Genomic DNA, 24,236 nt, shown 5'->3' with positions numbered 1-24,236 from the left:
TCAAGCACTCATCAAAAGAGGAAAGCCCTTCAAAGCGGCTATGATTGCTCTGGCGCGAAAGATACTCATCACAGCCAATGCACTGCTCAGAGACAATGTTCCATTCAATGCATAAACACAGTTGCCGCATCAAGTGCGGGATGACGGTGTTGGGGTGTGGCGTTGCTTTGCCCTTTGACGTCATCCTGGACGAGCGGAGCGGTGATCCGGGATCCAGAGCTGCTTGTGAAGGCATTGGTGAGAGTGCTGATGAGGTGGTTGCTGGGGAGTGCGGGCGATAAGAGCAGCTGAGCGCGAGGTGGCGCCGCATGGGTCCCGGCTCAGTGGCCGGGAAGACACCGAAGGGGTGTGGCTTGGCGGCTTCAGTGTTCGTGGTCTGCAGATGGGCAAAGGCTTTATGTGCGTGGTTTTGTGCGGCCCGGGTTGGCAGGGTGCTTGGCCCGGGATCGCACTGTTTGCTGGGGCAAATTGCCTTGCCCTGAGGGAAAAAGAAGCGCTAGTGCGCCTCTTCCCAGTTGGTGGCGGCTTCGGCTTCCACTTTGAGCGGGACCGAGAGCTGGAGGGCGGGTTCTGTTGCTTTTTCCATGGTGGAGATGACGAGTTTTTTGGTCTCATCCACCTGATCCTCAGGCAGTTCAAAGATCAATTCATCGTGCACCTGCAGCAGCATTTGCGCGTCCAGATTTGCCGTTTCCAGAACCTCGTCCATACGCACCATGGCACGGCGGATGATATCTGCCGCTGAGCCCTGAATTGGGGCGTTGATGGCTGCGCGTTCATAGAACTGGCGCATGTTCGGGTTTTTGGTGTTTACATCCGGGTAGTGGGCGCGGCGGCCAAAGATGGTTTCGACGTAACCGTTTGCATGGACAAACTTTTTGGTTTCTTCCATGTACTCTTTGATACCCGGGAAGCGCTCAAAATACGTTTTGATGTAGTCACCGGCTTCACCACGACCAATGCCCAGCTGGTTTGCAAGGCCGAACGCGGAAATGCCGTAGATGATGCCGAAGTTGATGGCTTTGGCGCGGCGGCGAACGCTTGGGTCCATGCCCTCAATCGGCACACCAAACATCTCGCTTGCTGTCATGGCGTGAATGTCGAGCCCATCAGCAAACGCCTGTTTGAGCTGCGGAATATCGGCCATATGGGCGAGCACGCGCAGTTCGATCTGGCTGTAATCGGCAGAAATGAGCTTTTTGCCCTTCCCAGAGATAAACGCCTGACGGATTTTGCGGCCTTCAGAGGTTCTGATCGGGATGTTCTGGATGTTTGGCTCAGAGGAGGACAAACGGCCCGTGGAGGTGGACGCCAGCGAGAACGAGGTGTGGACGCGGCCCGTCTCCTGATTGATGAAGCTTGGCAGGGCGTCGGTGTAGGTGGATTTCAGCTTGCTGAGCTGGCGCCACTCTACAATTTTGCTTGGCAGCTCATGCCCTTGCGCGGCAAGGTCATCCAGCACGGAAGCCGAAGTGGACCAGGCACCGGTTTTGGTTTTTTTGCCGCCGGGCAGACCCATTTTGCCAAACAGGATTTCACCCAGCTGCTTTGGCGAGCCGACGTTGAAGATTTCGCCTGCTTTATCGTGGATTTCCGCTTCCAGCGCGGCTGCGCCTTGCGCAAACTCGCCGGAGAGCAGGGAGAGCATCTGACGGTCGATGGAGATGCCGCGGCGCTCCATTTTGGCCAGCGTGGCCACCATCGGGCGTTCCAGACGCTCATAAACCACGGTCATTTCCTCAGCAGCGAGGCGTGGTTTGAGGATTTTCCAGAGGCGCAGGGTGACGTCTGCATCTTCCGCCGCATAGGAGGTGGCTTTGTCCAGCGGCACCTTGTCGAAGGAGATTTGCGATTTGCCGGAGCCGCACACTTCCTTGAACGGGATTGGCGTGTGGTTGAGCCAGCGCTGGGAGAGCTCATCCATGCCATTGCCGCCCATACCCGCGTCAAGCGCGTAGGAGAGCAGCATGGTGTCATCAAACGGTGCCATTTCCACGCCGTAACGTTTGAGCACGAGCCAGTCGTACTTCATGTTCTGCGCGATTTTGAGGACAGCTGGATCTTCCAGCATTGGCTTGAGCAGGGCAACAGCTTCTTTGAGCGGGATCTGGCCTTCCAGCAGCGCACCGCCGCTGAAGAGATCGCCTTCGCCATCCACATGCGCCAGCGGGATATAACAGGCTTTGCCCGGGGTGCAGGAGAGGGAAACGCCAACAAGGCCAGCTTCCATGGCGTTGAGGGCATCTGTCTCAGTGTCCACAGCCACGTAGCCCACTTCATAGGCCTGCGCTATCCACTCTTTGAGGCGCTCAGTGGTGGAAACTGTTTCGTATGCGGAATTATCTATAGGCAGCGCAGATATTTCAGCCGCAACTTTCTCTGCTAAAGGGGCGGCGGTCCATGCTTTACCCTCAAGTTCTCCCGCAGAATCCTCAGCTTGTTCTGCCGGTTTTGCAGTGCTTTCCCAGCCTTCAATCACAGGCTCAATCGGCTCGATGTTTTCCAGCACAGCGCCGGTTTTATCTGCCACTTTTTTGGTGAGGCTGGTGAAGCCCATGGCTTTGAGGAAGCCGACAGCTTGCGCGCCATCCACATCACACACGGTGAAATCTTCAACCGGAGTTTCCACCGGCACGGCCTCTTCCAGCTGCACGAGGCGCTTGGAAATGCGGGCCTGCTCAGCGAACTCGATGAGGTTCTCGCGGCGCTTCTTCTGCTTGATGGTGTCGGCTTGTGCCAGAAGGCTATCCAGATCGCCAAACTCGTTGATGAGCAGAGCGGCGGTTTTGAGGCCGATGCCTGGGACGCCGGGCACGTTATCGACGCTATCGCCTGCGAGCGACTGCACTTCGACGACCTTTTCCGGGCCAACGCCGAATTTCTCGAAGACCTCGGGCTTGCCGATCACCTTGTTTTTCATGGTGTCGACCATGCCGATCTTATCGGTGACAAGCTGCATCAGGTCTTTATCGCCGGAAACGATGGTAACGCGGGCGCCTTGTGCGGCTGCCTGACGGGCGTAGGTGGCAATCAGGTCATCCGCCTCATAGCCCTGCTGCTCAATGGCAGGCACACCAAACGCGCGCGTTGCCTGACGGATCAGGCCAAACTGCGGGCGCAGGTCTTCTGGCGGCGGTGGGCGGTGAGCTTTGTATTCCGGGTAGAAATCGTTGCGGAACGTTTTGCCGGACTTATCGAAAATCACGGCGAAGTGGGTTGGCTCTTCACCGGTTTCTTTGGTGGGGCCTTCCTGCATCATCTTCCAAAGCATGTTGCAGAAGCCGGAAACCGCGCCAACGGGCAGTCCGTCGGGCTTGCGAGTAAGCGGCGGCAGCGCGTGATACGCGCGGAAAATGAAGGTAGAGCCATCGATCAGGATGAGGTGATCGTTCTCTGTGAGAGCTGGTGCAATGGATTGTGTCGACATGAGCGGGATCATGCCCGCCTTAGGCCGACAAAGAAAGAGGAATTAACCCTTTTTCAATGATGTTTTATTGCAGATGACTGCCTCACGGCTTCTCACCCTGCCTAATGGGTTCCACGGGCTCTAAATAAGGCATGAAACCGGATTGGTTGTTGCGGATGGTTGGTTTGTATTTGCCTTCCGGACAGATGAAAATCAGCTCATCCTGAATGCGGATCTGCTGGCATTCTTCGTTGAGCTCATAGACAAAGCCGTTGTTGTCACCGCTGAAGTAATAGTCGTTGGTGGCTGGCTCTTTTCCCGCCTCTGCTTTTTCAGCACCATGTACGGATTTGTTGCAGAGATCGCGGATCTTATCGCGATATTGAGAGTCACCCAGATCAGCGAGACCCTCACGCTTCATGTGTTCTTCCTCGCACTCCACAACTTCGGCGGGTGTGGCCTGTTTTGGGGGAGGCGGAGTGTCCTGCGCTTGGGCTGAGAACATGCCAGTGCCTGAGATAAAGGCCAGGACAGCCAATGATCTGAGCATGTTTTTGAGATGTGGCATTGATGTGGAGTAACTCATCTTGAGCTCCCTCCGCTTTCTATCGCTGAAAGGGCGGGCAAACTGAAGTGTTCAGCCCCCTCCGGTGGATTGAATCTGAAATCTTCTCCTCTGAACTTAGGATCCAGATTCCAACCTCGATAGGACAGATGTGTTTGGGGCACGCCAGCAAGATCCTTATAGGTGATAATGAGATAACCGGGCAGGCCGCTGTCTTCGTAGACCCACAATTGCCAATCTACCTGATCGTTAAAAAAGGCAAGATGATGGGCAACCCCTTCTGGCAGAACCTCACGCCCGACATAGACGGACCGTGTTGTCAGGTCATCGAGCATCTGGTCCAGTTCCGGGTTGACCAGATCAATACCAGGCAATGTGAGCTGGAAATCAGTGCGTAGCACCTCAATAAATTCCGATGAAGTGCCTCTGAAATCACCCTGGGTGTAGATGTTCCGCGTTTTATCAAAGTAGGTGATGATGCCGTCATCAAGATAGATTTCACTCATACCATCGGGTCGTGGGAGATCGATTTTCAGATCACCCTGTCCGAGGATGTTGACTGTGTATTCAAACACAAAGTTCAGCGGTACCATGTCTTTAAAGATGCGCTCCTCACTCGCGTAGACGGTAAAGCTCATGGCTTTGATTTCACCGAACTTCTCGACGGTCTCATTGAGGACTTGACGTGCTTTATCTTCTTTTTGCGCAACAGCGGGGTGAGGGCGTAGCTCCAGCCAGCCGATGGCCACAAGAATGAAGAGAAGCGGCAGAACCCTGAGAGCCCCGAGTTTCATGGAGATACGTTCCTTGATCTTGTCACACCGTTTGCTTCCGCAAAGCCTAAGCAAAGACCGGAAAGACCTTCTGAACCCAACCACTAAAATTGCCGCTTGCTGAACATGCATGCAAAAAGCCCCCGAAAGCAGCGGCTCCGGGGGCTTAGGCAGATCAGCATTTTTGTGCAGATATCAGGTTGGTGACGGTGCAGGGCTCTTGGCGCGTGGCATTTCCGCGATGTAGGCCCATGCCGGACGTTTGAACAGGAACTGGCCGTAGCCTATTTTGGTGATCAACCAGAACAGGATCATCGGTGCGATGGTTGCGGTGCACGTGACGATCAATGAGATCACGCCCGCATCCTGAATGATGCCCAGTTTGAGTAAGATGGTGCGCGAGACAGCCATGGGGAAGAAGAAGGACAGGTAGATCACGATGGAGTTTTTGCCCATGTAGCGCAGCAGATCCAGCGCCTTCACCTTGGAAAGCAGAGCAGAAACGGTGATCACCGCCAATGCGCCCAAACCGCCCAGAGCAAGCGAGGCGAATGGCAGGTCGGCATAGCCGTAGCCAACGAACAGGCCGTTGACGACGGCCCAGACAAGCACAAAGGCCAAGCCTTTCAGCACATTCTCACGCACCCAGTCAGCAATGACGAAGATCTTTTGCGCAAAAATGTAGCCTGCGAAGAAGAACACAAAGCGAGCGGCTGTCTCGTCAATCAGCACAGAGCCGGTGTGCAACTCGCTGATTTGCAGGCCAGCAGCGACCAGCAAGGTCACTTGCCACGGCACTTTTAGTGAGTGCAGCAGTTTGGTGATGACGAAGAAAACGGGCAGGGCGTAGATGAACCAGAGGGTTCCGAATGGCTGTACGAAGGCGAGCGCGTAGTGCATCAACACGCCATCCCAGCCAAACTCTGCGGCAAAGGAGGGCGCTTTCATTCCAAACTGGATGGTGAGCCAGAGAATGTAGAAATAGAAGAAATGGACGACTTTACGGTCAAGATACAGACGCCAGTCCCGATCCAGCGTCAAGGCGAGAAACAGGCCGGAGATCATGAAAAAGTCCGGCATACGGAAGGGCTTAGCAAAGGCAACAATGTCGCCCATGAACCCCATTTCGCCGATGGCACTGCCAACCCCAAGGGTTGAATGCATCATCACCACGAGAAAGATACAAAAGCCTTTCGCGTAGTCGACCCAATCCACACGACTGGAGGTTTGGTGCGCCGTCATGTAATACCGCCCATAAATTTACTAGTTAATTCGTGCAATCATAAGTTTTAAGGGATGCGAATACTAGCGGCATCTCTTCAACTTTAATTGTTGGTTACCACGACTGAATATCAAGAGACTGCTGAGGACTTAGCAAAGGGACATGGTGTTATCGCCTGCATATTTCTAACCTAAGGTAATGTTAGTTTTTATGCGCCTAGGATACATATAGTTCCACCAGATAGTCTGGAGATGCAATTGCTTAGGTATTTTAAGGCGTTATGCACTGTTGCAGTTTTGGTCATCGCCCCTCAGCCCTTAAGTGCTCAGCAGGCAACAACCCCGCCGGAGTTGCTCAAGAAAATCTGGAATGGGCCGGACTTTGACGCCGATGACTTTGCGCCTGAAGTCTACCAGAAGATCCCAAAAGAACTTCTGGTCTCCATTCTTTCAGAACAGCGTTCGATTTATGGTCCTGCGCTTCGTGTTGAGGCGACCAAAGACCCGCACAAGTTTCTGGTTGAGACGAAATCCTACACAATTCCAACGCTTTTGAAGCAGAACACAACAGGTCAGCTGACAGGACTGCTGTTTCGCTTTGCGCTTGTGAAGGACATGAAACACGAAGACCTGTTGGACCACATGAAGCAGCAGACCGCAACGCAGAGCTTTTTGTTGATGCAGAACGGGAAGGTGCACGCCGAAAACAACAGCGATGCTCAATTGGCGGTCGGCTCAGCGTTTAAGCTTTATGTGTTGGATCAAGTGGCGCAGCGTGTTCGGGATGGCGACCTGAGCTGGCAAGACAAAGTCATTCTGGAACAACGGCATATCTCGTATCCCGGCGGCACGATGCAGAATGAGCCGGTTGGCAAGAAGTTCGTTTTGCTGGATGTGGCGCGCAATATGATCGCGATCTCAGACAACACAGCCACAGACTTGCTGATGGATCTGGTGGGGCAGGAGAGTGTGATGTTGCCGGGAGAGACCTCGCCGGCGCTGACAACACAGCAGTTGTTCCACCTGAAGGCCGACGAGCAAACCGCAGAGGCTTATCGCAAGGCAAGTCCAGAGGAGCGGGCGCGGATTCTTGCTGCCTTACCGGCGCAGCTCCCAGCGATAGACAAGGTCTCCGTGCCTTTGACTGAAGGTGTCGAGTGGTACATTTCAAACCGCGAGCTGTGCGAGATTGTGGCGAAAGTGAAGGATATCAAGGGAATTTTTGTGAATCCGGGGGTGGCTGAACCAGATAACTGGACGTCGTACGCCTATAAGGGCGGCAGCGAGATTGGCGTGCTGAACATGACCTATGCCTTGGAAGACCCTGACGGAAATAACTGGTGCTTCTCAACCACCTGGAATGCAGAGCAGGAGCTGGACGTCACTTATCTGATTGCTTTGGTCGCGACACTGTTGGAGAGCCCTGAGTCAGTTCAGGCAGCTCTCCGTTAAGCTTGGCGGGATTTAGCGACGTTTGTCGTCGTCAGTTGACCATGGGCTGATCTGGTCCGGGTCATTGGAACGAGGACGGGAAGGGTCATCATCCTGCTCTGTATGACGGGAGGAGCTCCACTCGTCTTCATTCAGATCCACAGTGCCATCGCGGCGACGGTAACCCGGATTGACGTTGAGGTTTTGCACCTTCACGTGGCGCGCCAGATAGTTGCCAATCACCTCACGCAGTGGTGGAATGAAGAGCAGAAGGCCAATTGCGTCTGTAAAGAAGCCTGGAATCAACAGCATGAGGCCCGCAAACACGATCATCGCGCCATGCATCATCTCATGACTTGGAACTCGTCCCGAGTCCATTTCAGCGCGCATGCGCATGAGCAAAGACAGCCCCTGCTGGCGCAGCATATAGGTGCCGGCAGCTGCGGAAGCTACAGTCAACAGGATTGTTGGAATTGCCCCGATAACACTTCCAACCTCAATAAAGAGATAGATCTCGATGGTTGGCAGCAGAATGAAACAGGCAAGAATGATAAGTCCGAGTGGCATAGCGTCCGCGTAGGTTCAGGTTTATTTTGCTTTTTGATCACTTCTTTTTGAAGCGATCTTACTTATAGTGGGTGATCTTCACAGAATTGCAATGACTGATTTTAGCTTATACTTGCGTGGTAAGACTTTAAAAAGGCGTTGGGATGGACACGAAATAGCTGGATGTTGCTGATAGAAACCTTAAATTAGTGACAGAGCCTGTAAAAATGCGCTAGAGCACATTATCTAGATATCTAATGCATTTGATCATCGGCGCCTGGCAGCCCACGAGTAAAGGACCGGTCGGTACTCGGAATGAACGAAATATTCGACGTCTACAACATAATCTTCCTTATTGCGGCAGTTGTTATTTTCCTGCGGTTACGCTCCGTTTTGGGCAATCGCACCGGTAACGAGCGTCAACCATTTGACCCGTATTCTGCTCAGCAAAAACAAGACTCTCAAAAGTCTCAGGCTCCTGAGAATGAGGACAATGTTATTCCTCTTCCAGGCAGTGAGCATGTTCAACATGACCCTGAGCGCGCAGAGCGTGAAGCTCGCGAACAGATTGAGGCCGAAATCGACAAGCTTGCCCAAAAAGGCAGTGAGTTGAATCACGGCCTGCGGGAAATCTGGAAAGCTGAGCCGTCTTTCAATCCAAAAGAGTTTGCGGAAGGTGCACGCGGCGCTTACGAAATCATTTTGATGTCGTTTGCGCAGGGTGATCGCCGCACGCTCAAAGAGCTTCTTTCTCCTGAAGTGTTCAGTGGTTTCTCTGCTGCGATTGATGACCGGGAAAGCCGCAATGAGCGTGTTGAGTCCACCTTTGTGGGTATCGACAAAGCTGACATTGTGGAAGCGGTCTTCAACGACAAAGACAAGCTTGCTGAAGTGACTGTTCGCTTCAAGGGTCAGCTGATCACCGCGACACGGGATTCTGAAAACCGCATTGTGGATGGTGACCCAACCGCAGTGAGTGACCTGACCGATATCTGGACCTTCGCTCGGGTAACTGGCGAGAACGATCCAAACTGGAAGCTGGTTGCAACTGAATCTGCATGACGTTTTCTTTCTCTCGCGGCGCTATGAGTTTCATTATGGCACTCAGCGTCGCGGCGGGGATAAGTTCTGCTGCTGTAGCTGGAAACACCCTTACAAAAGACCATAGGACCATGCGAAGCGCGAAGCTCTCCGGGCCACTTGATCCCAACGAAATCGACGGATGGGCTGCAGATGATCATTCTGCGGCCCTTTCCGCATTTGTGGCTCACTGCGAGGCGAGCGAGGGCCGAACGCTGCCGACAAAGGCGTTTGGCATTAGCGACGCAAAATTACGCGCTATCTGCGCAAAATCGCGCAAAATCGACGTAAATAACGCAAGTGATGCAAAAACCTTTTTAGAACAGAACTTTACGCTTCAGCGCGTAGAGGACGACGGGTTTGTGACCGGCTACTACATGCCAGAGCTGGAAGGCTCACTTGTTCGCACTGACGAGTTTGTTGTTCCCCTTCATGCCTATCCCAAAGGCCTGAAGGTGATGCCAACACGCGGCGATGTGATGGACGGTGCACTGGATGGAATGGGCCTTGAAGTGCTGTGGGTGAAAGACCCGATAGATGCATTTTTTACAGCTGTTCAGGGTTCTGCCCGTGTTCGTCTGCCCAATGGCGAGTTGCGTCGTTTAGCTTTTGCAGGCAAGTCTGGTCATGAGTACACCGCGATTGGCCGTGTGCTCATTGAGCTAGGCGAAATCTCCAGAGATAACATGGGCATGGATGCGCTTCGTGCCTGGTTATCCAAAAACCCATCCCAGCAGAAAGACGTGTTTCGGCACAATAAATCCTACATCTTCTTTGAGTTACAATCTGCGCAAGACACTGAGATTGCAGCCATTGGAGGGGCAGGAACAGCCCTGACGGACCTGAGATCACTGGCAATTGATGATGATCTGCACACTTATGGCAGTTTAATTTTTGTCTCTAGTGAGTTAAGGACCTACGACACATCAGGTGATCGCTTCGCCAAACTTATGGTTGCTCAGGATACCGGGTCAGCCATCAAAGGCCCCGCGCGCGGCGATATCTATGTAGGAAGTGGTGCAGAGGCAGGTGCCGTTGCCGGGAATATCCGTCACCGTGCGGAATTCTATCTCCTTGTTCCAAAATAATAAATGATCGTGGACGGATCGGATAGATGACGAATGGTGATCGCGCAAAGCGAGCCAAGACAAAGCAGCTGAGCGAAGCAGACAAGCGCTTGTGGGACAGGGTGAAAGCCACTCTGACGCCTATTCATCAAGAGCGCCTTTCTGATATGCTGGAAGATACGACGCAGCTTTCCGAGCCGGATCAGTCCCTTATGCACGCTCAAAAAGCTGAGATGCCTCAGCCTGAGCTTAAGCCGCAACTGACCTCTCCATCAAAGCCTCAGGCCAAAAAGTCTCGCAGTTCCAAAGGGAAGACTGCGCCAGACTATACTCCGCCGAAGCCTGTTGTTCCTGCGATGCCTCCTCTTTCGCCGCTTAATCGGAAAGAACGGAAAAAAGTTGTCCGCGGGGGCAAGGGCTATATTGATGGACGTATCGACCTTCATGGTTTGACGCAGTATCAAGCGCACCAACGCTTAACCTCGTTCATCTATCAGTCTCAGGCCATGGGCTACTCCCTCGTGCTTGTGATCACCGGTAAGGGGCTCGATAACTCAAACAGCCCTTACGGTGATGATCGTGGTGTGTTGCGTAGAATGGTACCGCAGTGGCTTTCCCTTCCTGATATGCGCAGCTGTGTGGTAGGCTTCGACCAAGCTCATGTTTCGCATGGGGGCAGCGGTGCGATTTACGTTCGCATCCGCAAGCGCAAGAAATAAGGCAGGAATATCAGCAAGATGACGCCTTTTGGAGCCAAGGTTCGAGAACTGCGGGCTAAGCAGAAGATTACCCTGAAGGAAATGGCGGAGGCTCTTTCGGTTTCCTCTGCCTACCTGAGCGCGCTTGAACATGGCAAGCGTGGTACTCCAACCTGGTACATGGTTCAGCGCATGATCACTTATTTCAACGTGATCTGGGATGAAGCTGAAGAACTTCAAAGACTTGCGGAACTTTCCGACCCAAAAATCACCATCGACACCGGAGGCCTGACACCCCGGGCAACCGAGCTGACCAATATGCTTGCCTCGAAGATCAATGGACTCTCAGAGGAATCCCTAGAGCACCTCATTCATCAATTAAGAGTGGTTAGCTCTCGCGACAATATCTAGTCTAAGCCGACAAAGCTCTGTAAAGTCAGTCTGCTGACTTTTGAAGTGGACTGCTGATATGACGCCTGAAGAACTCAAAGTGGATCAACTGGTTGATCCTCAATCACTTCTCAATGAACTCAACGAACTGGTTGAGAAGCATAATGGCGACGGCAACAGCTTTAAGCTGCGCAGCGATGTTCTGACGAAGCTGAAAGCCACGCACAAAGCAGCCTTTAAAGAGATTGAAAAGCTCCTAATGGATGACGGGCAGGGTCGGCGATGTTCCGAGCGTTTGTCTTGTGTGCAGGATATGCTCATTCAGGTGATCTATGAGTTTGCGGTTACCTATGTTTATCCCGTTGAAAATCCAACAAAATCCGAGCGTATCAGCATCATAGCTGTCGGTGGTTATGGACGCGGAACGATGGCTCCGCACTCTGACGTGGATCTGCTGTTTCTCTGGCCATACAAGCAAACACCCTGGGGTGATCAGGTCGTTGAGTTCATCCTCTACATGCTTTGGGATATGGGCCTGAAGGTCGGTCATTCCACGCGCAACCTTGATGAGACAATCAAGCAGTGCCGCGAAGATATGACCGTTCGCACAGCTGTTTTGGAAGCGCGTTATGTTTGGGGTGATCTTGAGCTTTTCCAAGAGCTTACCAAACGGTTCGACAAGGAAATCGTTTCCGGCACTGGACCGGATTTCATCGCTGCTAAGCTCGCAGAACGAGATGATCGTCATGAACGCCACGGCGCGTCCCGCTACCTTGTTGAGCCCAATGTCAAAGAAGGCAAAGGCGGTATGCGGGATCTGAACACACTGTTCTGGATCGCCAAGTATTTTTATCGCGTTCCCAGTGGCTTAGGGCTGGTTGAAAAAGGCGTCTTCTCGCGGCGAGTATTGAATCGGTTCCGAAAGAGTCAGGATTTTCTCTGGGCTGTCCGGTGTCATCTGCATTTTCTGACAAATCGCCCTGAAGAACGCTTGAGCTTTGATGTTCAACGGGAAATTGCTGACCGTCTCGGTTATATGGACCACCCCGGCATGCGGGCTGTTGAGCGGTTCATGAAGCACTACTTCCTTGTTGCGAAGGATGTTGGTGATCTGACACGCATTTTTGCGGCTGCACTTGAAGAGCAGCATGTGAAGTCCGCTCCAAGCATTTCGCGGTTCCTTGGCAGTTTTGTTCCAGGAAGCAAGCACAAGCGGCGATCCATCAAAGGAACCAAAGACTTCCTTGTCGAGAACGGGCGCATTATTGCGGCGAAACCGGATATCTTTGAGAAAGATCCGGTCAATGTGATCCGTGTGTTTTATCTGATCGACAAAACCAATTTGGATATGCATCCAGAATTGCTGAAACTGGTTCGTCGATCCAGACGGCTGATCAATGCGGAATTCCGCAAGAATGAACAAGCGAATCGGCTGTTTCTGAAGGTCCTGACAAGTCGCAGTGATCCGGAAACCGTATTGCGTGCGATGAACGAGTCGTCGATCCTTGGCCAGTTCCTGCCGGAGTTCCGGAAGGTCGTCGCGATGATGCAGTTCAACATGTATCACCACTACACTGTCGACGAACACCTCATCCGATCTGTTGGTGTTCTTTCTGAAATTGAGCGCGGGATGGGTGGTGATAGCCATCCATTAGCGACGGATCTGATCAAGTCGGTTCACAGCCGGAAAGTCCTTTATGTTGCAATGCTTTTGCATGATGTGGCGAAGGGACGGCCAGAGGATCATTCTATTGCAGGCGCCAAGATTGCGCGGAAGATTTGCCCACGTCTGGGTCTTTCTCCAGCAGAGACTGATACGGTCGCCTGGCTCATCGAGCAGCATCTGGAAATGAGCACCGTTGCACAGTCTCGCGACTTGAGTGATCCGAAAACCATCAAGGATTTCTGCCGTAAAGTGCAGAGTCTGGAGCGTTTGCAGCTCCTGTTGATTTTGACGGTTGCGGACATTCGGGCAGTGGGTCCGAATGTGTTTAATGGCTGGAAAGGGCAGTTGCTGCGCACGCTTTATTATGAGAGCGAGACGATCCTCAGCGGTGGTCATGGCCGTATGAGCCAGCAGCAACGTGTTGACCATGCGAAGCAAGAGCTGGCGGAAGAGCTGGTAGGCTGGACTGATGAGGAGCTGGATAATTACCTCAATCGCCACTATCCGGCCTATTGGCTGCGCGTTGATCTGAAGAGCAAGATCAACCATGCGAACCTGATCCGCAAAACAGACAAGGAAGAAGAGCATCTGGCGACCTCTGTGGAGCCTCATGCCTTTGAAGGCGTTACAGAAATTACCGTTCTGGCACCAGATCATCCGCGGTTGCTTTCTACGATTGCGCGGGCTTGCTTTGCGGCAGGTGGGAACATTGTGGACGCGCATATCGACACCACAAAAGACGGGCTCGCGCTGGATACGATCTACATCAGCCGTGAGCTGCCGGAGGACGATGATGAGTATCGTCGCGGGGAGCGGATTTGCTGTTTGATTAAAGAAGCACTGCGTGGGACCGCGCCTGTTCCTGAGCTGAAGGGTGCAGCGACAAAGCCGAATGCTCGTAACAAGGCGTTTACGCTGCAAACAACTGTTTTAGTTAGCAATTCATGGTCAGAAAACTATACGGTGCTTGAGGTGACCGGACTTGACCGACCGGGCTTACTGTCTGATTTAACCACCGAGATCTCGGCTCTCAACCTGAATATTGCGAGTGCTCATGTTGGGACTTTTGGGGAGAAAGCGGTTGATGTATTTTACGTGACCGATCTGACTGGCCAGAAAGTTCACAATGTGGGGCGCCAGGAATCTATTCGCGATAGACTCAAAAATGCCTTTGACGGTAAAAAGCCACAAAAAGCGCCTACGAGCTCACGCCGTAAACCTCAAAAACATACAGGTAAGTAATTTTATATGAGCCTTTTCAAGAGCTTCGCCACGGTTGGTGGTGCAACAATGCTAAGCCGTCTCTGCGGGTTTGGGCGAGATGTGATGCTGGCTGCCTTTGTAGGCACTGGTCCTGTTGCAGATGCTTTTGTTGTGGCTTTCCGCTTACCAAACCTGTTCCGCAGATTGTTCGCAGAAGGTGCATTTAACTCAGCTTTCGTACCACTGTTTGCCCGCTCTGTTGAGGAAGACGGAGAGCAGGGCGCGCGGAAGTTTGCTGGTGAGATTGCGGCGGCATTGTTCTGGACGCTGGTGGTTATCCTCGCTCTGGCAGAGGTTTTCATGCCTTTGCTCGTGCATTTGCTGGCGCCGGGTTACTTCTCTGACCCAGCGAAATTCGACCTCACAGTCCGCATGTCACGCATAGCATTTCCGTATTTGCTGTTTATGTCTCTGCTCGCTTTTTTGAGTGGAATTCTCAATACATTTCAAAGGTTTCTAGCCGCAGCAATGGCTCCCGTCATGCTCAATGTGGTGATGATGGCCGTGCTCGCAGGCATTGGTTTTTATGGTATGGAGCCCAACCAGACGACCGGGGTCCTGCTGGTTTCTGGTGTTGCTGTTGCAGGTGTTGTTCAGCTCGCCGTCGTTGCCATTGGTATGAAGCGGCTCGGGTTTCGCGTCCCTATCATGCGCCCGCGATGGACGCCGGGCGTAAAGCGCTTGCTGGTTTTGGGTGTTCCTGGTGTGATTGCCGGTGGGATTACGCAGATCAACATCACGGTCGGAACGATCATCGCATCGCTGGAAAGTAGTGCGAATTCATACCTTTACTATGCTGACAGGATCTATCAGCTGCCACTGGGTGTGGTAGGGATTGCGATTGGCGTTGTGCTTTTGCCAAGCCTGACACGGCAGTTGCGCTCTGGTCAGGAAGAGCTGGTTCATCATACGCAGAACCGTTCCATGGAGTTCGCTCTTGCGCTTACTCTTCCTGCTGCAGTAGCGCTCGTGATCATCCCAGATACCGTGATTTCTGTGTTATTCCAGCGCGGTCAGTTTACGGATGCTGCTGTTGAGCAAACTGCTTTGGCTTTGATGGCATTTGCCGTTGGTTTGCCTGCGTTTGTGCTGAATAAGGTGCTTTCCCCTGGCTTCTTTGCGCGGGAAGATACCAAGACCCCGATGTACTTTGCCGCTGTTGCTATGGTGGTGAACGTAGCGCTTTCAATCTTGTTGTTCCCCACCTTCAAACACGTAGGCATCGCGATTGGGACAACAGCTGCGGGTTGGGTCAACTCGGCGCTGCTGGCCTTTGTGCTGTGGCGGCGTGGTCATTTTGTTGTCGACGCAGCATTACTGAAAAGAATTCCGCTATTGGGCTTTGCCAGTGCTTTGATGGGTGTTGTCGTCTATGGTGGGACACTTGTTTTGGAGCCGCTTTCAACCTCCAATCTGTTTGTAGTGCGAGCCAGCGAGCTGGTCCTTCTTGTCACCATTGGTCTGATTTCCTTTGGGATTTTGGTTCAGCTTACCGGGACCGTGGATTTTCGCGCACAACTGCAGAAATTGCGGCGATAAAGGCTTTCTCACTCTGCAAATCACTTGCACATACGATAAAGCGCAGTCATAACCACCGGGCTTAATCTGCGCGGGCTGTTCTAGTTTGTTTGTCACCCATTCAATCTATGCCCGCGCAACCCACTGGCCCTTCCAACAGGCCCAAGCCTAGGGATATTTGTTATGACGGCGTTTCAGCCTCGCGTTTTCTCCGGTGTTCAACCAACCGGAAACCTCCACCTTGGTAACTACCTCGGTGCTATTGTCCGCTTTGTTCCGCTTCAGGACCAGATGCCGACCATCTTCTCCATCGTTGACATGCATGCGATCACAGTCTGGCAGGACCCTGCCGAGCTGACGCAGCAGACCCGTGAAGTAACAGCAGCTTATCTCGCAGCCGGTGTTGATCCGAAGAAGTCGATCATCTTCAACCAGAGCCAGGTGAAAGAACATGCTGAGTTGGCATGGATCTTCAACTGTATCGCTCGTATGGGCTGGCTGAAGCGTATGACTCAGTTCAAGGACAAAGCAGGGAAGAATGCAGAAAACGCTTCTGTTGGTCTGTTTGCTTATCCGAACCTGATGGCAGCAGACATTCTGGCTTACCGCGCAACCCACGTTCCGGTTGGCGATGACCAGAAGCAGCACCTTGAGCTGACACGCGATATTGCGCAGAAGTTCAACAATGATTTTGCTGATCGCATCAAAGAGCTGGGTCTTGGTGTTCCAAACCCTGAACCATCTCATGAAGCGCCGGATGAGCTTTACTTCCCGGTCACCGAGCCAATGATTACTGGTCCTGCGACCCGTATCATGAGCCTGCGTGACGGCAACAAGAAGATGTCCAAGTCTGATCCTTCTGATCTTTCCCGCATCAACCTGACTGATGATCAGGACACGATTGCGAAGAAAATCAGAAAGGCAAAGACCGATCCTGAAGCGCTTCCAAGTGAAGTGGATGGACTGGAAGGTCGTGCGGAAGCTGACAACCTTGTTGGCATTTATGCTGCCCTTTCCGGACGTACCAAAGCGGACGTTTTAGGCGAGTTTGGTGGCCAGCAGTTCTCTGCATTCAAACCAGCTCTTTCTGAGCTGGCTGTTGAGAAACTTGCGCCAATGAACGGTGAGATGCGCCGGATCATGGATGATCCTGCAAGTGTTGATGCCGTTCTGCGTGATGGTGCTGAACGTGCTGCTGAGATTGCAGAACCAGTGCTGCATGATGTACGTCGCATTGTTGGCTTCCTGGAAAGCCGTCGCGGCTAATAAGCGTTTAGTTTCAAGACTGAGAAAGCCGCAGAGGATCTGCGGCTTTTTTGTTTCTCAGCTTCCACAACAGCTTTTCTCAGGCCGATGACAAGATCAGAAAAGGCAATAGCTTGATTGACGTAATGGTTAATTGAGAGCTGTGCGAGTCTATATCGCTGGATATTCTCTGGAGCTCTTGTCTATTTCTCATAAAAAACGCCAGAAACGCATTCAATTTGCGCTGTGTTTATTGACAGAGGGCTAGTTGCACCCCTACATCCTTGCTGATTGATTGGTGGGGCTTGCCCCAATACATCAGATGGTCGGATGAATGATTGAAACTCGTATTGATCGACGCTTTGCTAAGCTGAAGGCTGAAGGACGTCCTGCGCTCGTAACTTTTATTACGGCCGGAGACCCGGACCTCGCCACTTCACAAGCTATTCTGGATGCACTTCCAGAAGCGGGTAGTGATGTTATTGAGCTTGGCATGCCGTTTTCTGACCCGATGGCTGAAGGTGTTCCAATCCAGCTGGCGACTCAACGCTCTCTGGCGCATGGTCACACGATGGACAAAACGCTTCAGATGGTGCGTGAGTTCCGTAAAAAGGACAATGACACCCCAATCGTTCTGATGGGTTACTACAATCCAATCTTTGTACGTGGCAGCGCTGCTTTTGTGAAAGAAGCACGTGAGGCTGGCGTTGATGGTCTTATTGTTGTTGATGTGCCTGCCGAAGCAGATGATGAACTCTGCATTCCGGCGATTGAGGGTGGTGTAAACTTTATCCGCCTAACAACACCAACAACTGATGACAAACGCCTTCCAACTGTTCTGGCGAATACATCAGGTTTTGTTTACTACGTATCCGTAACTGGTGTAACCGGATCTGCCGCTGCAGACACCACTGCTGTTGCTAAGGCAGTTACACGAATTAAATCCCACACTGGCCTTCCTGTTGCTGTTGGCTTTGGCATTAAAACCGCTGAACAAGCAGAGGAAATTGGCAAGCATGCCGACGGTGTGGTGGTTGGCTCCATTCTTGTTGAGGCGATCAGAACAAGCCTTGACGACAACGGTAAAGCCACAAATCAGACACAAGCTGCTGTTACCGAAGTTGTACGCTCACTACGTGTGGGTGTAGAAAAAGCTCGGAAATAAGTATTGCTTTACGTATGGCCCGTTTAATGGCCATTAAAAATTGAAAACGAAATTAAAGACAGGCGGCAGCCCGTGAACTGGATTAACAACGTCGTACGGCCGAAAATCCGCAGCTTTCTCGAAAAGCGCGAAATTCCGGAAAACCTTTGGATCAAGTGCCCTGAAACTGGCGAGATGGTCTTCCATCGCGATTTGGAGGCAAACCAGTGGGTTGTACCAAACTCCAACTTTCATATGCGCCTCTCCAGCAAGAAGCGTTTGGAGTATTTCTTTGACCAGGGTGAATACACCAGCATCGAGACTCCAGAAGTTGCTGTCGACCCACTGAAATTCCGCGACCAGCGCAAGTATGTTGATCGCCTGAAAGATGCCAAAGCCAAAACCGAGATGACCGACTCTGTCGTTGTCGCCAGCGGTAAGGTGAATGGCTACGACATGACCACTGCTGTTCAGGATTTCGCCTTCATGGGCGGTTCTCTTGGCATGGCAGCTGGTGAAGCGATCATCCGCGGTATGGAACATGCCGTTGAGCACAAAACACCTTTCGTCATGTTTGCCGCTTCCGGCGGTGCTCGCATGCAGGAAGGCATCCTCTCGCTGATGCAGCTGCCACGGACTACTGTAACCGTACAGATGCTGCGTGAAGCAGGCTTGCCTTACATTGTGGTGCTGACCAACCCGACGACCGGTGGTGTAACGGCTTCCTACGCGATGCTGGGCGATGTTCACATTGCTGAACCGAACGCTTTGATCGGCTTTGCTGGCCAGCGTGTGATTGAGCAGACTATTCGCGAGAAGCTTCCTGAAGGCTTCCAGCGTTCTGAGTATCTGCGTGATCACGGTATGGTCGACATGGTTGTGCATCGTCACGAGCTGAAAGAAACCATTTCCAACCTGTGTAACCTGCTGATGAAGCGTGAAGCTCAGCTGCCAGTGCTTGAAGAAAAGCCTGCAGAACCAGAGGCTAGCACTGAGGTTGCTGCAACCCCATAAGTCTTTACGGCTCACGGAGTTGCGATTTGCTTTTAAAAGTCCGGCATACCGTGCCGGGCTTTTTCTTTATTCAGTTGCCCAGCAGATTTGAAGGTGGATAGCCAATGAACAAGATCAAAGCCGCCCTTGATCGTTTGATGAAACTTCATCCCGATGAGATTGATCTGTCCTTAGACCGTATGCATCGGGTCATGAAGGCGCTGGGGAGCCCTGAGACACGCATTCCGCCAGTCTTCCACATAGCTGGAACCAATGGCAAAGGCTCTACCGGATCCTCTGTCAGGGCGCTTCTGGAGGCGCAGGGGAAAACCGTTCATGTGTATTCTTCACCGCATCTGGTTCGTTTCAACGAGCGCATTCGGCTGGGTGGTACAGGACGCTTTGTTGAAGATGATGGACTGCTTGAAGCAATTGAGCAGGTTGAGAAAGCCAATGGCGGACAAGAGCTGACATTTTTTGAGGCAACAACTGCTGTTGCGTTCTACCTGTTTGCCGACAATCCTGCCGATTACCTTGTTCTGGAAGTTGGGCTTGGCGGTGTTTTGGATGCCACCAATGTTGTTGAGAAGCCGCTGGTGAGTGTGATTACTCCGATCTCAAAAGACCACGAGAACTTCTTGGGTGACAGCCTTGAAGGCATTGCACTGGAAAAAGCTGGGATCATCAAGCCGGGTTGTCCTGTTGTCGTGGGTCCGCAAGCGGATGCTGTGTGGGATGTGATTGAGAACAAAGCCGGGCGGGAGCGCGCGCCTATCTGGTTCCAGGGACAGGAGTTTTCTGCCTGGGAAGAGGGCGGTCGGCTTGTTTATCAGGACGAGTTTGGTCTGCTAGACCTTTCGCCGCCAAAGCTTGCCGGGTTCCATCAGTTGTCCAACTCTGGCCTTGCGCTGGCTGCATTGCGGGCGGCCGGCTTGCTAGAGAGTGAAGAGGCTCGCGCTGCTTGCGATAAAGCACTGCGCTCCATCAACTGGCCAGCACGGATGCAGCCTCTTTATGAAGGCAAGCTGTTTGACGAGCTGCCAGAAAGCAGTGAGATCTGGGTGGATGGCGGACATAACCCCGGCGCCGCAAAGGTGATTTCCTCTTTCCTCGCAGATTTGACGGATAAGGCATCCCGTCCGACCTATCTGGTCATGGGCATGATGAGCACCAAAGATCCAGAAAGGTTCTTTGAGCAGTTTGAAGGGCTGGCGAAGCATGTCATCTGCGTGCCTTTGACCACCACGAGCGCAGGACGTTCTCCGATTGAACTTGCGGAGATTGCACAAGCTGCGGGCCTTTCAGCATCGGCTCATGGCACCATGGACAGAGCAATCGCAGAGATCAGACGTCGTGCGCAAGATGAAGACGAAGCACCGCGCATTCTGTTTGGCGGTTCACTTTACTTAGCTGGCGAAATTCTTGAGCGAAATGGTACCCCGCCTGAGTAAACATGGTTCGATTCAGACTCGAAATGACTTTGAGATGCAAAAAAGGGAGGCAACTGCCTCCCTTAATTCATGTCAGATCTTGTTGGAATTATACATCCAGACCTTCAAAGAGAGCGGTTGAGAGATAGCGCTCTGCGAAGCTTGGGATGATAATGACGATGTTTTTGCCTGCCATCTCATCCCGCTGGCCAACTTCGATCGCTGCTTTCAAAACAGCACCGGAAGAGATGCCGACCGGAACACCTTCTGTTTTCGCCACTTCACGAGACAGCGCAAACGAGTCCTCATTGGAAACGGTGACCACTTCATCATAAACAGTGGTGTCCAGAACGCCTGGCACGAAGCCTGCGCCGATACCCTGAATTTTGTGCGGGCCAGGCTGACCACCGGACAGGAGCGGGCTATCAGTTGGCTCAACAGCGACCACGTGAAGTGCCGGGTTGCGCTCTTTCAGGACCTGAGAGGTGCCTGTGATGGTGCCACCAGTGCCGATGCCGGATACGAATACGTCAACGTTTCCGTCGGTATCGTTCCAGATTTCTTCTGCTGTGGTTTTGCGATGAATTTCAGGGTTGGCCGGGTTTTCGAACTGTTGCGGGATTACTGCGTCTGGAATCTCCGCCAGAAGCTCTTCCGCACGTGCAACTGCACCCTTCATACCCTTTGGACCTTCAGTCAGGTCAATCTCAGCGCCCAGAAGTTTCAGCATCTTGCGGCGTTCGATAGACATGGTCTCTGGCATTACGAGGATCAGGCGGTAACCTTTCGCAGCTGCAACGAATGCAAGCGCGATGCCTGTGTTGCCGGAGGTTGGCTCAATCAGAGTGGTTTTGCCCGGAATGATCTTGCCCGCGGCTTCCATTGCCTCAACCATTGCGACACCGATACGGTCTTTCACGCTGGAAATCGGGTTGAAGAACTCGAGTTTGGCAAGCAGGTTGCCTTTGACGCCGTGAGCCTTTGCCAAACGGTCCAGACGTACGATTGGTGTATTTCCGATAGTCTCAGTGATGGAAGAGTAAATTTTTCCACGACCCGGCTTGGAAGTGCTCATCGAAATTCCCTTTATGCAATTTGCTTGTGAGTTTGAGCCCTGTCTCGGCGTAAGAATCCCGAGCTGCAGCCTCATTAAATTTCTTAATGAAATGTAGGAAGTGTAACGAGGGTTTTCGAGGTTTCAAAAACCCCGAAAACTACAGGACGTAGAAATGTGATGTAAAATACAACAGAACCATAGAATTACATTCTATCTGAGGGATGATTTAGTATGGTCTTTTGCAGAAAAGACCGCTTCCTCAGAAATAGATGAGTTATGCGGTGGTTTGATCCAGCGCTTCGAGACCCAACAGGGCAGGCAATTCAGACATGTGACCGAAGGTCGTTGCGCCCAGAGATTTGGCCTGCTCGATGTCTGCGTTTACATCGCCCGTGTAGTTGAAGACGCGCATTCCTGCGGCTTTCGCGGCTTTGATGCCGGCGATACTGTCTTCAATTACAACGCATTGCTCCGGCTTGAAGCCCATACCCTTGGCAGCGTAGAGAAAGATATCCGGTGCTGGTTTGCCCATTTTGCAATCCTGCGCAGAATAGAGCACGTCCTTGAAGGTTTCCCAGAGGCCAGAGGAGCCAAGCGTCATCTGCATCTTTTCATAGCGGCCCGAAGACCCAACGCAGAATGGAATGCCTTCCGCTTTCAGATGTGCAACAACATCCAGAATACCCGGAATAGGCTCAATACCAGCTTCAAATGCGACCAGATCAGCCTGACGGACTTGCGCGGCCCAGTCATCAGGTAGCTTCTCGCCGCTTAAACGCTCGGCTTCTTCCTTGATGGTATCCATTGCGGTGCCGGTAAAGCGGTGGTGACATTCCAAAGGTGAAAAATCGAGGCCGATTTTCTTCATGAAGTCAGAAAGGACTTCATTCGCTATGGTTTCGGTGTCGACAAGAATGCCATCACAATCGAAAATCACCAGTTCCGGCTTCATAACTCTTCCTTGTATTCCACGGAGCCTCTCGCCCTTATGGGAGTTAACGCGAGATGCTCCAGTTTTCTTCCAGCGTATCCTTTGAAGATGCGCTTAAACGCCAGAGGAACCAAATCCGCCTGCACCACGTTCGGTGGTTTCCAGCTCTTTGGCTTCTTCGATCTGCACTTGCGTGACGGGAGCAACAACCATTTGAGCGATGCGCATTCCGCGCTCAATCACAAAGGTGTCTTCCCCCAGATTGATCAGGATGACCTTCACTTCGCCGCGATAATCAGCATCAACAGTACCTGGAGTGTTGAGGACCGTCACACCATGTTTAGCGGCCAGACCAGAGCGCGGGCGAACCTGCCCCTCATGACCAGATGGCAGCGCAAGTGACAGGCCTGTTGGCACCATCGCTCGCTGTCCGGGCTTCAACTCGATCGCATCTGCATTTGCTGCCTGCAAATCCAAACCAGCAGCCTTTGCACTATGATAAGCAGGAAGCTCTAATCCTTCGCTGTGGGGAAGGCGCGTAATTTTTAGTTTTGGTGTCATGAAGAGGCCCATTGATAAGAGGCGTCTTTTCTAACAGGAGTTTGCAATTTCTTCCAGTAGGCGCATGAAATTCGATCAAGCTCCTTATCTTGCGATAAGGTCACTTTCAGTGAACAGTCCTATCAACTTTACTGAGATTGGTCGCAATTCGCTGATGCAATACACTGTTGAGAACAAGGAATTCATCAACAAACCGAAATAAAAAAGCGTTTCACATGAAACAATCACCTCTCTTTTTGCCCCATGGAGCACCAGATCTCGCAATAAGACCTGAGCTGGAAGCTCACCAGTTCCTCAAAAACCTTTGTGTTTCAGAGGTTAAGCCCAATGCCATCGTGATCATTTCACCTCACTGGCAAACAGACCGGCTTGTCATCACGTCAGCTGGCCCGTTGAAGGCCATCCATGACTTTCGCGGTTTCTCGCAGCAACTCTATGACATGCAATACGCTGCAGATGCACCAAGCTGGTTGGTTGCCCGCACACATGACGCCATTACGCGCTATGGCCTGACAGTGTGCGAAGATAATTCATGGGGTTTGGACCACGGTGCATGGGTTCCGTTATCTCTTGCATTTCCCGAGGCAGATGTCCCTGTTGTGCAGATCTCACTGCCTTACGCCTATGGCAGCGAGGAAAGCTACAATCTGGGTCGTGCGCTTGCGCCTTTGGCGGATGAGGGCATCCTCGTTATTGGCAGTGGTGCGCTAACGCATAACTTTTCCGAAGTGGCCGCAAACGGCGACGTTCCTGACTGGGCACTTGAGTTCGATCACTGGGTTAGTGATCTGGCTGAACGAGGAGAGACCTGTGCATTGCTTTCTTCCAGCAACCACAAATACTACCAGAAAGCACTGCCAACAGATGAGCATTTCCTTCCGCTTCTTGTGGCTTTTGGTGCTGCTGGAGAAAAGTCATTTGGCGAGAAGTTGCATGAGAGCTTCACTTATCGCTCAATCAGCATGAGTGCATTCCGGTTTCACAGCAGGTAGTCACTAAGAGAGTGCATCAGTTAAACTTCTTTGGTGTCGTCCTAGCTTTTGAGCTGGGATCCATAACTGGTGCTCTTTCACGAAAGCGTTCAGTCAATTTCTAATACTGGGGGTATGGGTCCCGGGTCTTCGTGTACATACCGGAGACATAGGTGACAGGTGTTCGGAGAGATGGTTGACACATTAACATGGCATTCAGGGAGGGACCGGGATGCCTTGGAAAGAGTGTTCAACAATGAAACTTCGAGAAGAGTTTGTC

21 protein-coding genes are annotated in these 24,236 nt (G+C 52.2%); 13 read left to right on the top strand and 8 right to left on the bottom strand.

The features are described 5' to 3' along the window. Window positions 1–107 precede the first annotated feature (107 nt). The gene (locus tag PsAD26_RS29580; protein WP_193758231.1) at window positions 108–281 is read left to right on the top strand and encodes a hypothetical protein; all 174 of its coding nucleotides are present in this window, start codon (window positions 108–110) and stop codon (window positions 279–281) included. Window positions 282–496: 215 nt separating this feature from the next. On the opposite strand, the gene polA is transcribed toward PsAD26_RS29580, so the two are convergent. The 4 genes from polA to PsAD26_RS01355 form a co-directional block, all read right to left on the bottom strand. Next, the gene (polA, locus tag PsAD26_RS01370; protein ID WP_084403530.1) at window positions 497–3,439 is read right to left on the bottom strand and encodes a DNA polymerase I; all 2,943 of its coding nucleotides are present in this window, start codon (window positions 3,437–3,439) and stop codon (window positions 497–499) included. Between the two features lie 70 nt (window positions 3,440–3,509). Beyond that, window positions 3,510–3,992: a hypothetical protein gene (locus tag PsAD26_RS01365; RefSeq protein ID WP_063308973.1), complete on the bottom strand. Its 483-nt coding sequence runs from the start codon at window positions 3,990–3,992 to the stop codon at window positions 3,510–3,512. Then, window positions 3,989–4,765, bottom strand: coding sequence for a DUF2092 domain-containing protein (locus tag PsAD26_RS01360; protein ID WP_063308972.1), 777 nt, complete (start codon window positions 4,763–4,765; stop codon window positions 3,989–3,991). Before PsAD26_RS01360 ends, PsAD26_RS01365 begins: the two co-directional genes overlap by 4 nt. 174 nt (window positions 4,766–4,939) lie before the next feature. Continuing rightward, the gene (locus PsAD26_RS01355; protein ID WP_063308971.1) at window positions 4,940–5,986 is read right to left on the bottom strand and encodes an acyltransferase family protein; all 1,047 of its coding nucleotides are present in this window, start codon (window positions 5,984–5,986) and stop codon (window positions 4,940–4,942) included. A gap of 237 nt (window positions 5,987–6,223) precedes the next feature. On the opposite strand from PsAD26_RS01355, the gene PsAD26_RS01350 reads away from it, so the two are divergent. Then, the gene (locus tag PsAD26_RS01350; protein WP_208985455.1) at window positions 6,224–7,417 is read left to right on the top strand and encodes a serine hydrolase; all 1,194 of its coding nucleotides are present in this window, start codon (window positions 6,224–6,226) and stop codon (window positions 7,415–7,417) included. A 12-nt stretch (window positions 7,418–7,429) separates the two neighbouring features. Here the strand turns inward: PsAD26_RS01350 and PsAD26_RS01345 are convergent, their stop codons facing one another. Then, complete coding sequence (locus PsAD26_RS01345; protein WP_063298930.1) at window positions 7,430–7,963, bottom strand: FxsA family protein; 534 nt, start codon at window positions 7,961–7,963, stop codon at window positions 7,430–7,432. Between the two features lie 294 nt (window positions 7,964–8,257). On the opposite strand from PsAD26_RS01345, the gene PsAD26_RS01340 reads away from it, so the two are divergent. From PsAD26_RS01340 to PsAD26_RS01295, 10 genes are all read left to right on the top strand, one after another. After that, window positions 8,258–9,004, top strand: coding sequence for a Tim44/TimA family putative adaptor protein (locus tag PsAD26_RS01340; RefSeq protein WP_063308970.1), 747 nt, complete (start codon window positions 8,258–8,260; stop codon window positions 9,002–9,004). 35 nt (window positions 9,005–9,039) lie between these two features. After that, window positions 9,040–10,110, top strand: coding sequence for an MltA domain-containing protein (locus PsAD26_RS01335; protein WP_208985454.1), 1,071 nt, complete (start codon window positions 9,040–9,042; stop codon window positions 10,108–10,110). Between the two features lie 26 nt (window positions 10,111–10,136). Continuing rightward, entirely contained in the window at window positions 10,137–10,808 is a 672-nt protein-coding gene (locus PsAD26_RS01330; protein ID WP_063308969.1) for a Smr/MutS family protein, read from the top strand. Window positions 10,809–10,826: 18 nt separating this feature from the next. Further along, entirely contained in the window at window positions 10,827–11,198 is a 372-nt protein-coding gene (locus tag PsAD26_RS01325) for a helix-turn-helix domain-containing protein (protein ID WP_063308968.1), read from the top strand. Between the two features lie 58 nt (window positions 11,199–11,256). Then, window positions 11,257–14,085 (top strand): [protein-PII] uridylyltransferase, encoded by a 2,829-nt coding sequence (locus PsAD26_RS01320; protein WP_063308967.1) that lies wholly within the window; start codon window positions 11,257–11,259, stop codon window positions 14,083–14,085. A 6-nt stretch (window positions 14,086–14,091) separates the two neighbouring features. Next, window positions 14,092–15,645 carry a murein biosynthesis integral membrane protein MurJ gene (gene murJ, locus PsAD26_RS01315; RefSeq protein WP_063308966.1) on the top strand — a complete coding sequence of 518 codons (1,554 nt, stop codon included), beginning with the start codon at window positions 14,092–14,094 and terminating at the stop codon, window positions 15,643–15,645. A gap of 162 nt (window positions 15,646–15,807) precedes the next feature. Continuing rightward, a complete protein-coding gene (gene trpS / locus PsAD26_RS01310; protein ID WP_063308965.1) occupies window positions 15,808–16,890 on the top strand; it encodes a tryptophan--tRNA ligase in 1,083 nt (360 codons plus the stop codon). A gap of 313 nt (window positions 16,891–17,203) precedes the next feature. After that, window positions 17,204–18,034, top strand: coding sequence for a tryptophan synthase subunit alpha (gene trpA, locus PsAD26_RS01305; protein ID WP_063308964.1), 831 nt, complete (start codon window positions 17,204–17,206; stop codon window positions 18,032–18,034). Between the two features lie 72 nt (window positions 18,035–18,106). Then, window positions 18,107–19,027: an acetyl-CoA carboxylase, carboxyltransferase subunit beta gene (gene accD, locus PsAD26_RS01300; RefSeq protein ID WP_063298936.1), complete on the top strand. Its 921-nt coding sequence runs from the start codon at window positions 18,107–18,109 to the stop codon at window positions 19,025–19,027. Between the two features lie 104 nt (window positions 19,028–19,131). Further along, on the top strand, window positions 19,132–20,457 hold the full coding sequence (locus PsAD26_RS01295) for a folylpolyglutamate synthase/dihydrofolate synthase family protein (protein WP_063308963.1): 1,326 nt from the start codon (window positions 19,132–19,134) through the stop codon (window positions 20,455–20,457). A gap of 88 nt (window positions 20,458–20,545) precedes the next feature. Here the strand turns inward: PsAD26_RS01295 and cysK are convergent, their stop codons facing one another. The 3 genes from cysK to dut form a co-directional block, all read right to left on the bottom strand. Beyond that, the gene (cysK, locus tag PsAD26_RS01290; RefSeq protein ID WP_063308962.1) at window positions 20,546–21,511 is read right to left on the bottom strand and encodes a cysteine synthase A; all 966 of its coding nucleotides are present in this window, start codon (window positions 21,509–21,511) and stop codon (window positions 20,546–20,548) included. A gap of 256 nt (window positions 21,512–21,767) precedes the next feature. After that, complete coding sequence (locus PsAD26_RS01285) at window positions 21,768–22,445, bottom strand: HAD family phosphatase (RefSeq protein WP_063308961.1); 678 nt, start codon at window positions 22,443–22,445, stop codon at window positions 21,768–21,770. A 93-nt stretch (window positions 22,446–22,538) separates the two neighbouring features. Then, window positions 22,539–22,997 (bottom strand): dUTP diphosphatase, encoded by a 459-nt coding sequence (gene dut / locus PsAD26_RS01280; protein ID WP_063308960.1) that lies wholly within the window; start codon window positions 22,995–22,997, stop codon window positions 22,539–22,541. Window positions 22,998–23,200: 203 nt separating this feature from the next. Here dut and PsAD26_RS01275 point away from each other — a divergent pair, with 203 nt between their 5' ends. Further along, complete coding sequence (locus PsAD26_RS01275) at window positions 23,201–23,977, top strand: class III extradiol ring-cleavage dioxygenase (protein ID WP_063308959.1); 777 nt, start codon at window positions 23,201–23,203, stop codon at window positions 23,975–23,977. Window positions 23,978–24,236 lie beyond the last annotated feature (259 nt).

This window comes from Pseudovibrio sp. Ad26 (assembly GCF_001623285.1).
Classification (GTDB): Bacteria; Pseudomonadota; Alphaproteobacteria; order Rhizobiales; family Stappiaceae; genus Pseudovibrio; species Pseudovibrio ascidiaceicola.
The sequence above is the reverse complement of the archived record's forward strand: the minus strand, read 5'-3'. Positions and strand labels throughout refer to the sequence as shown.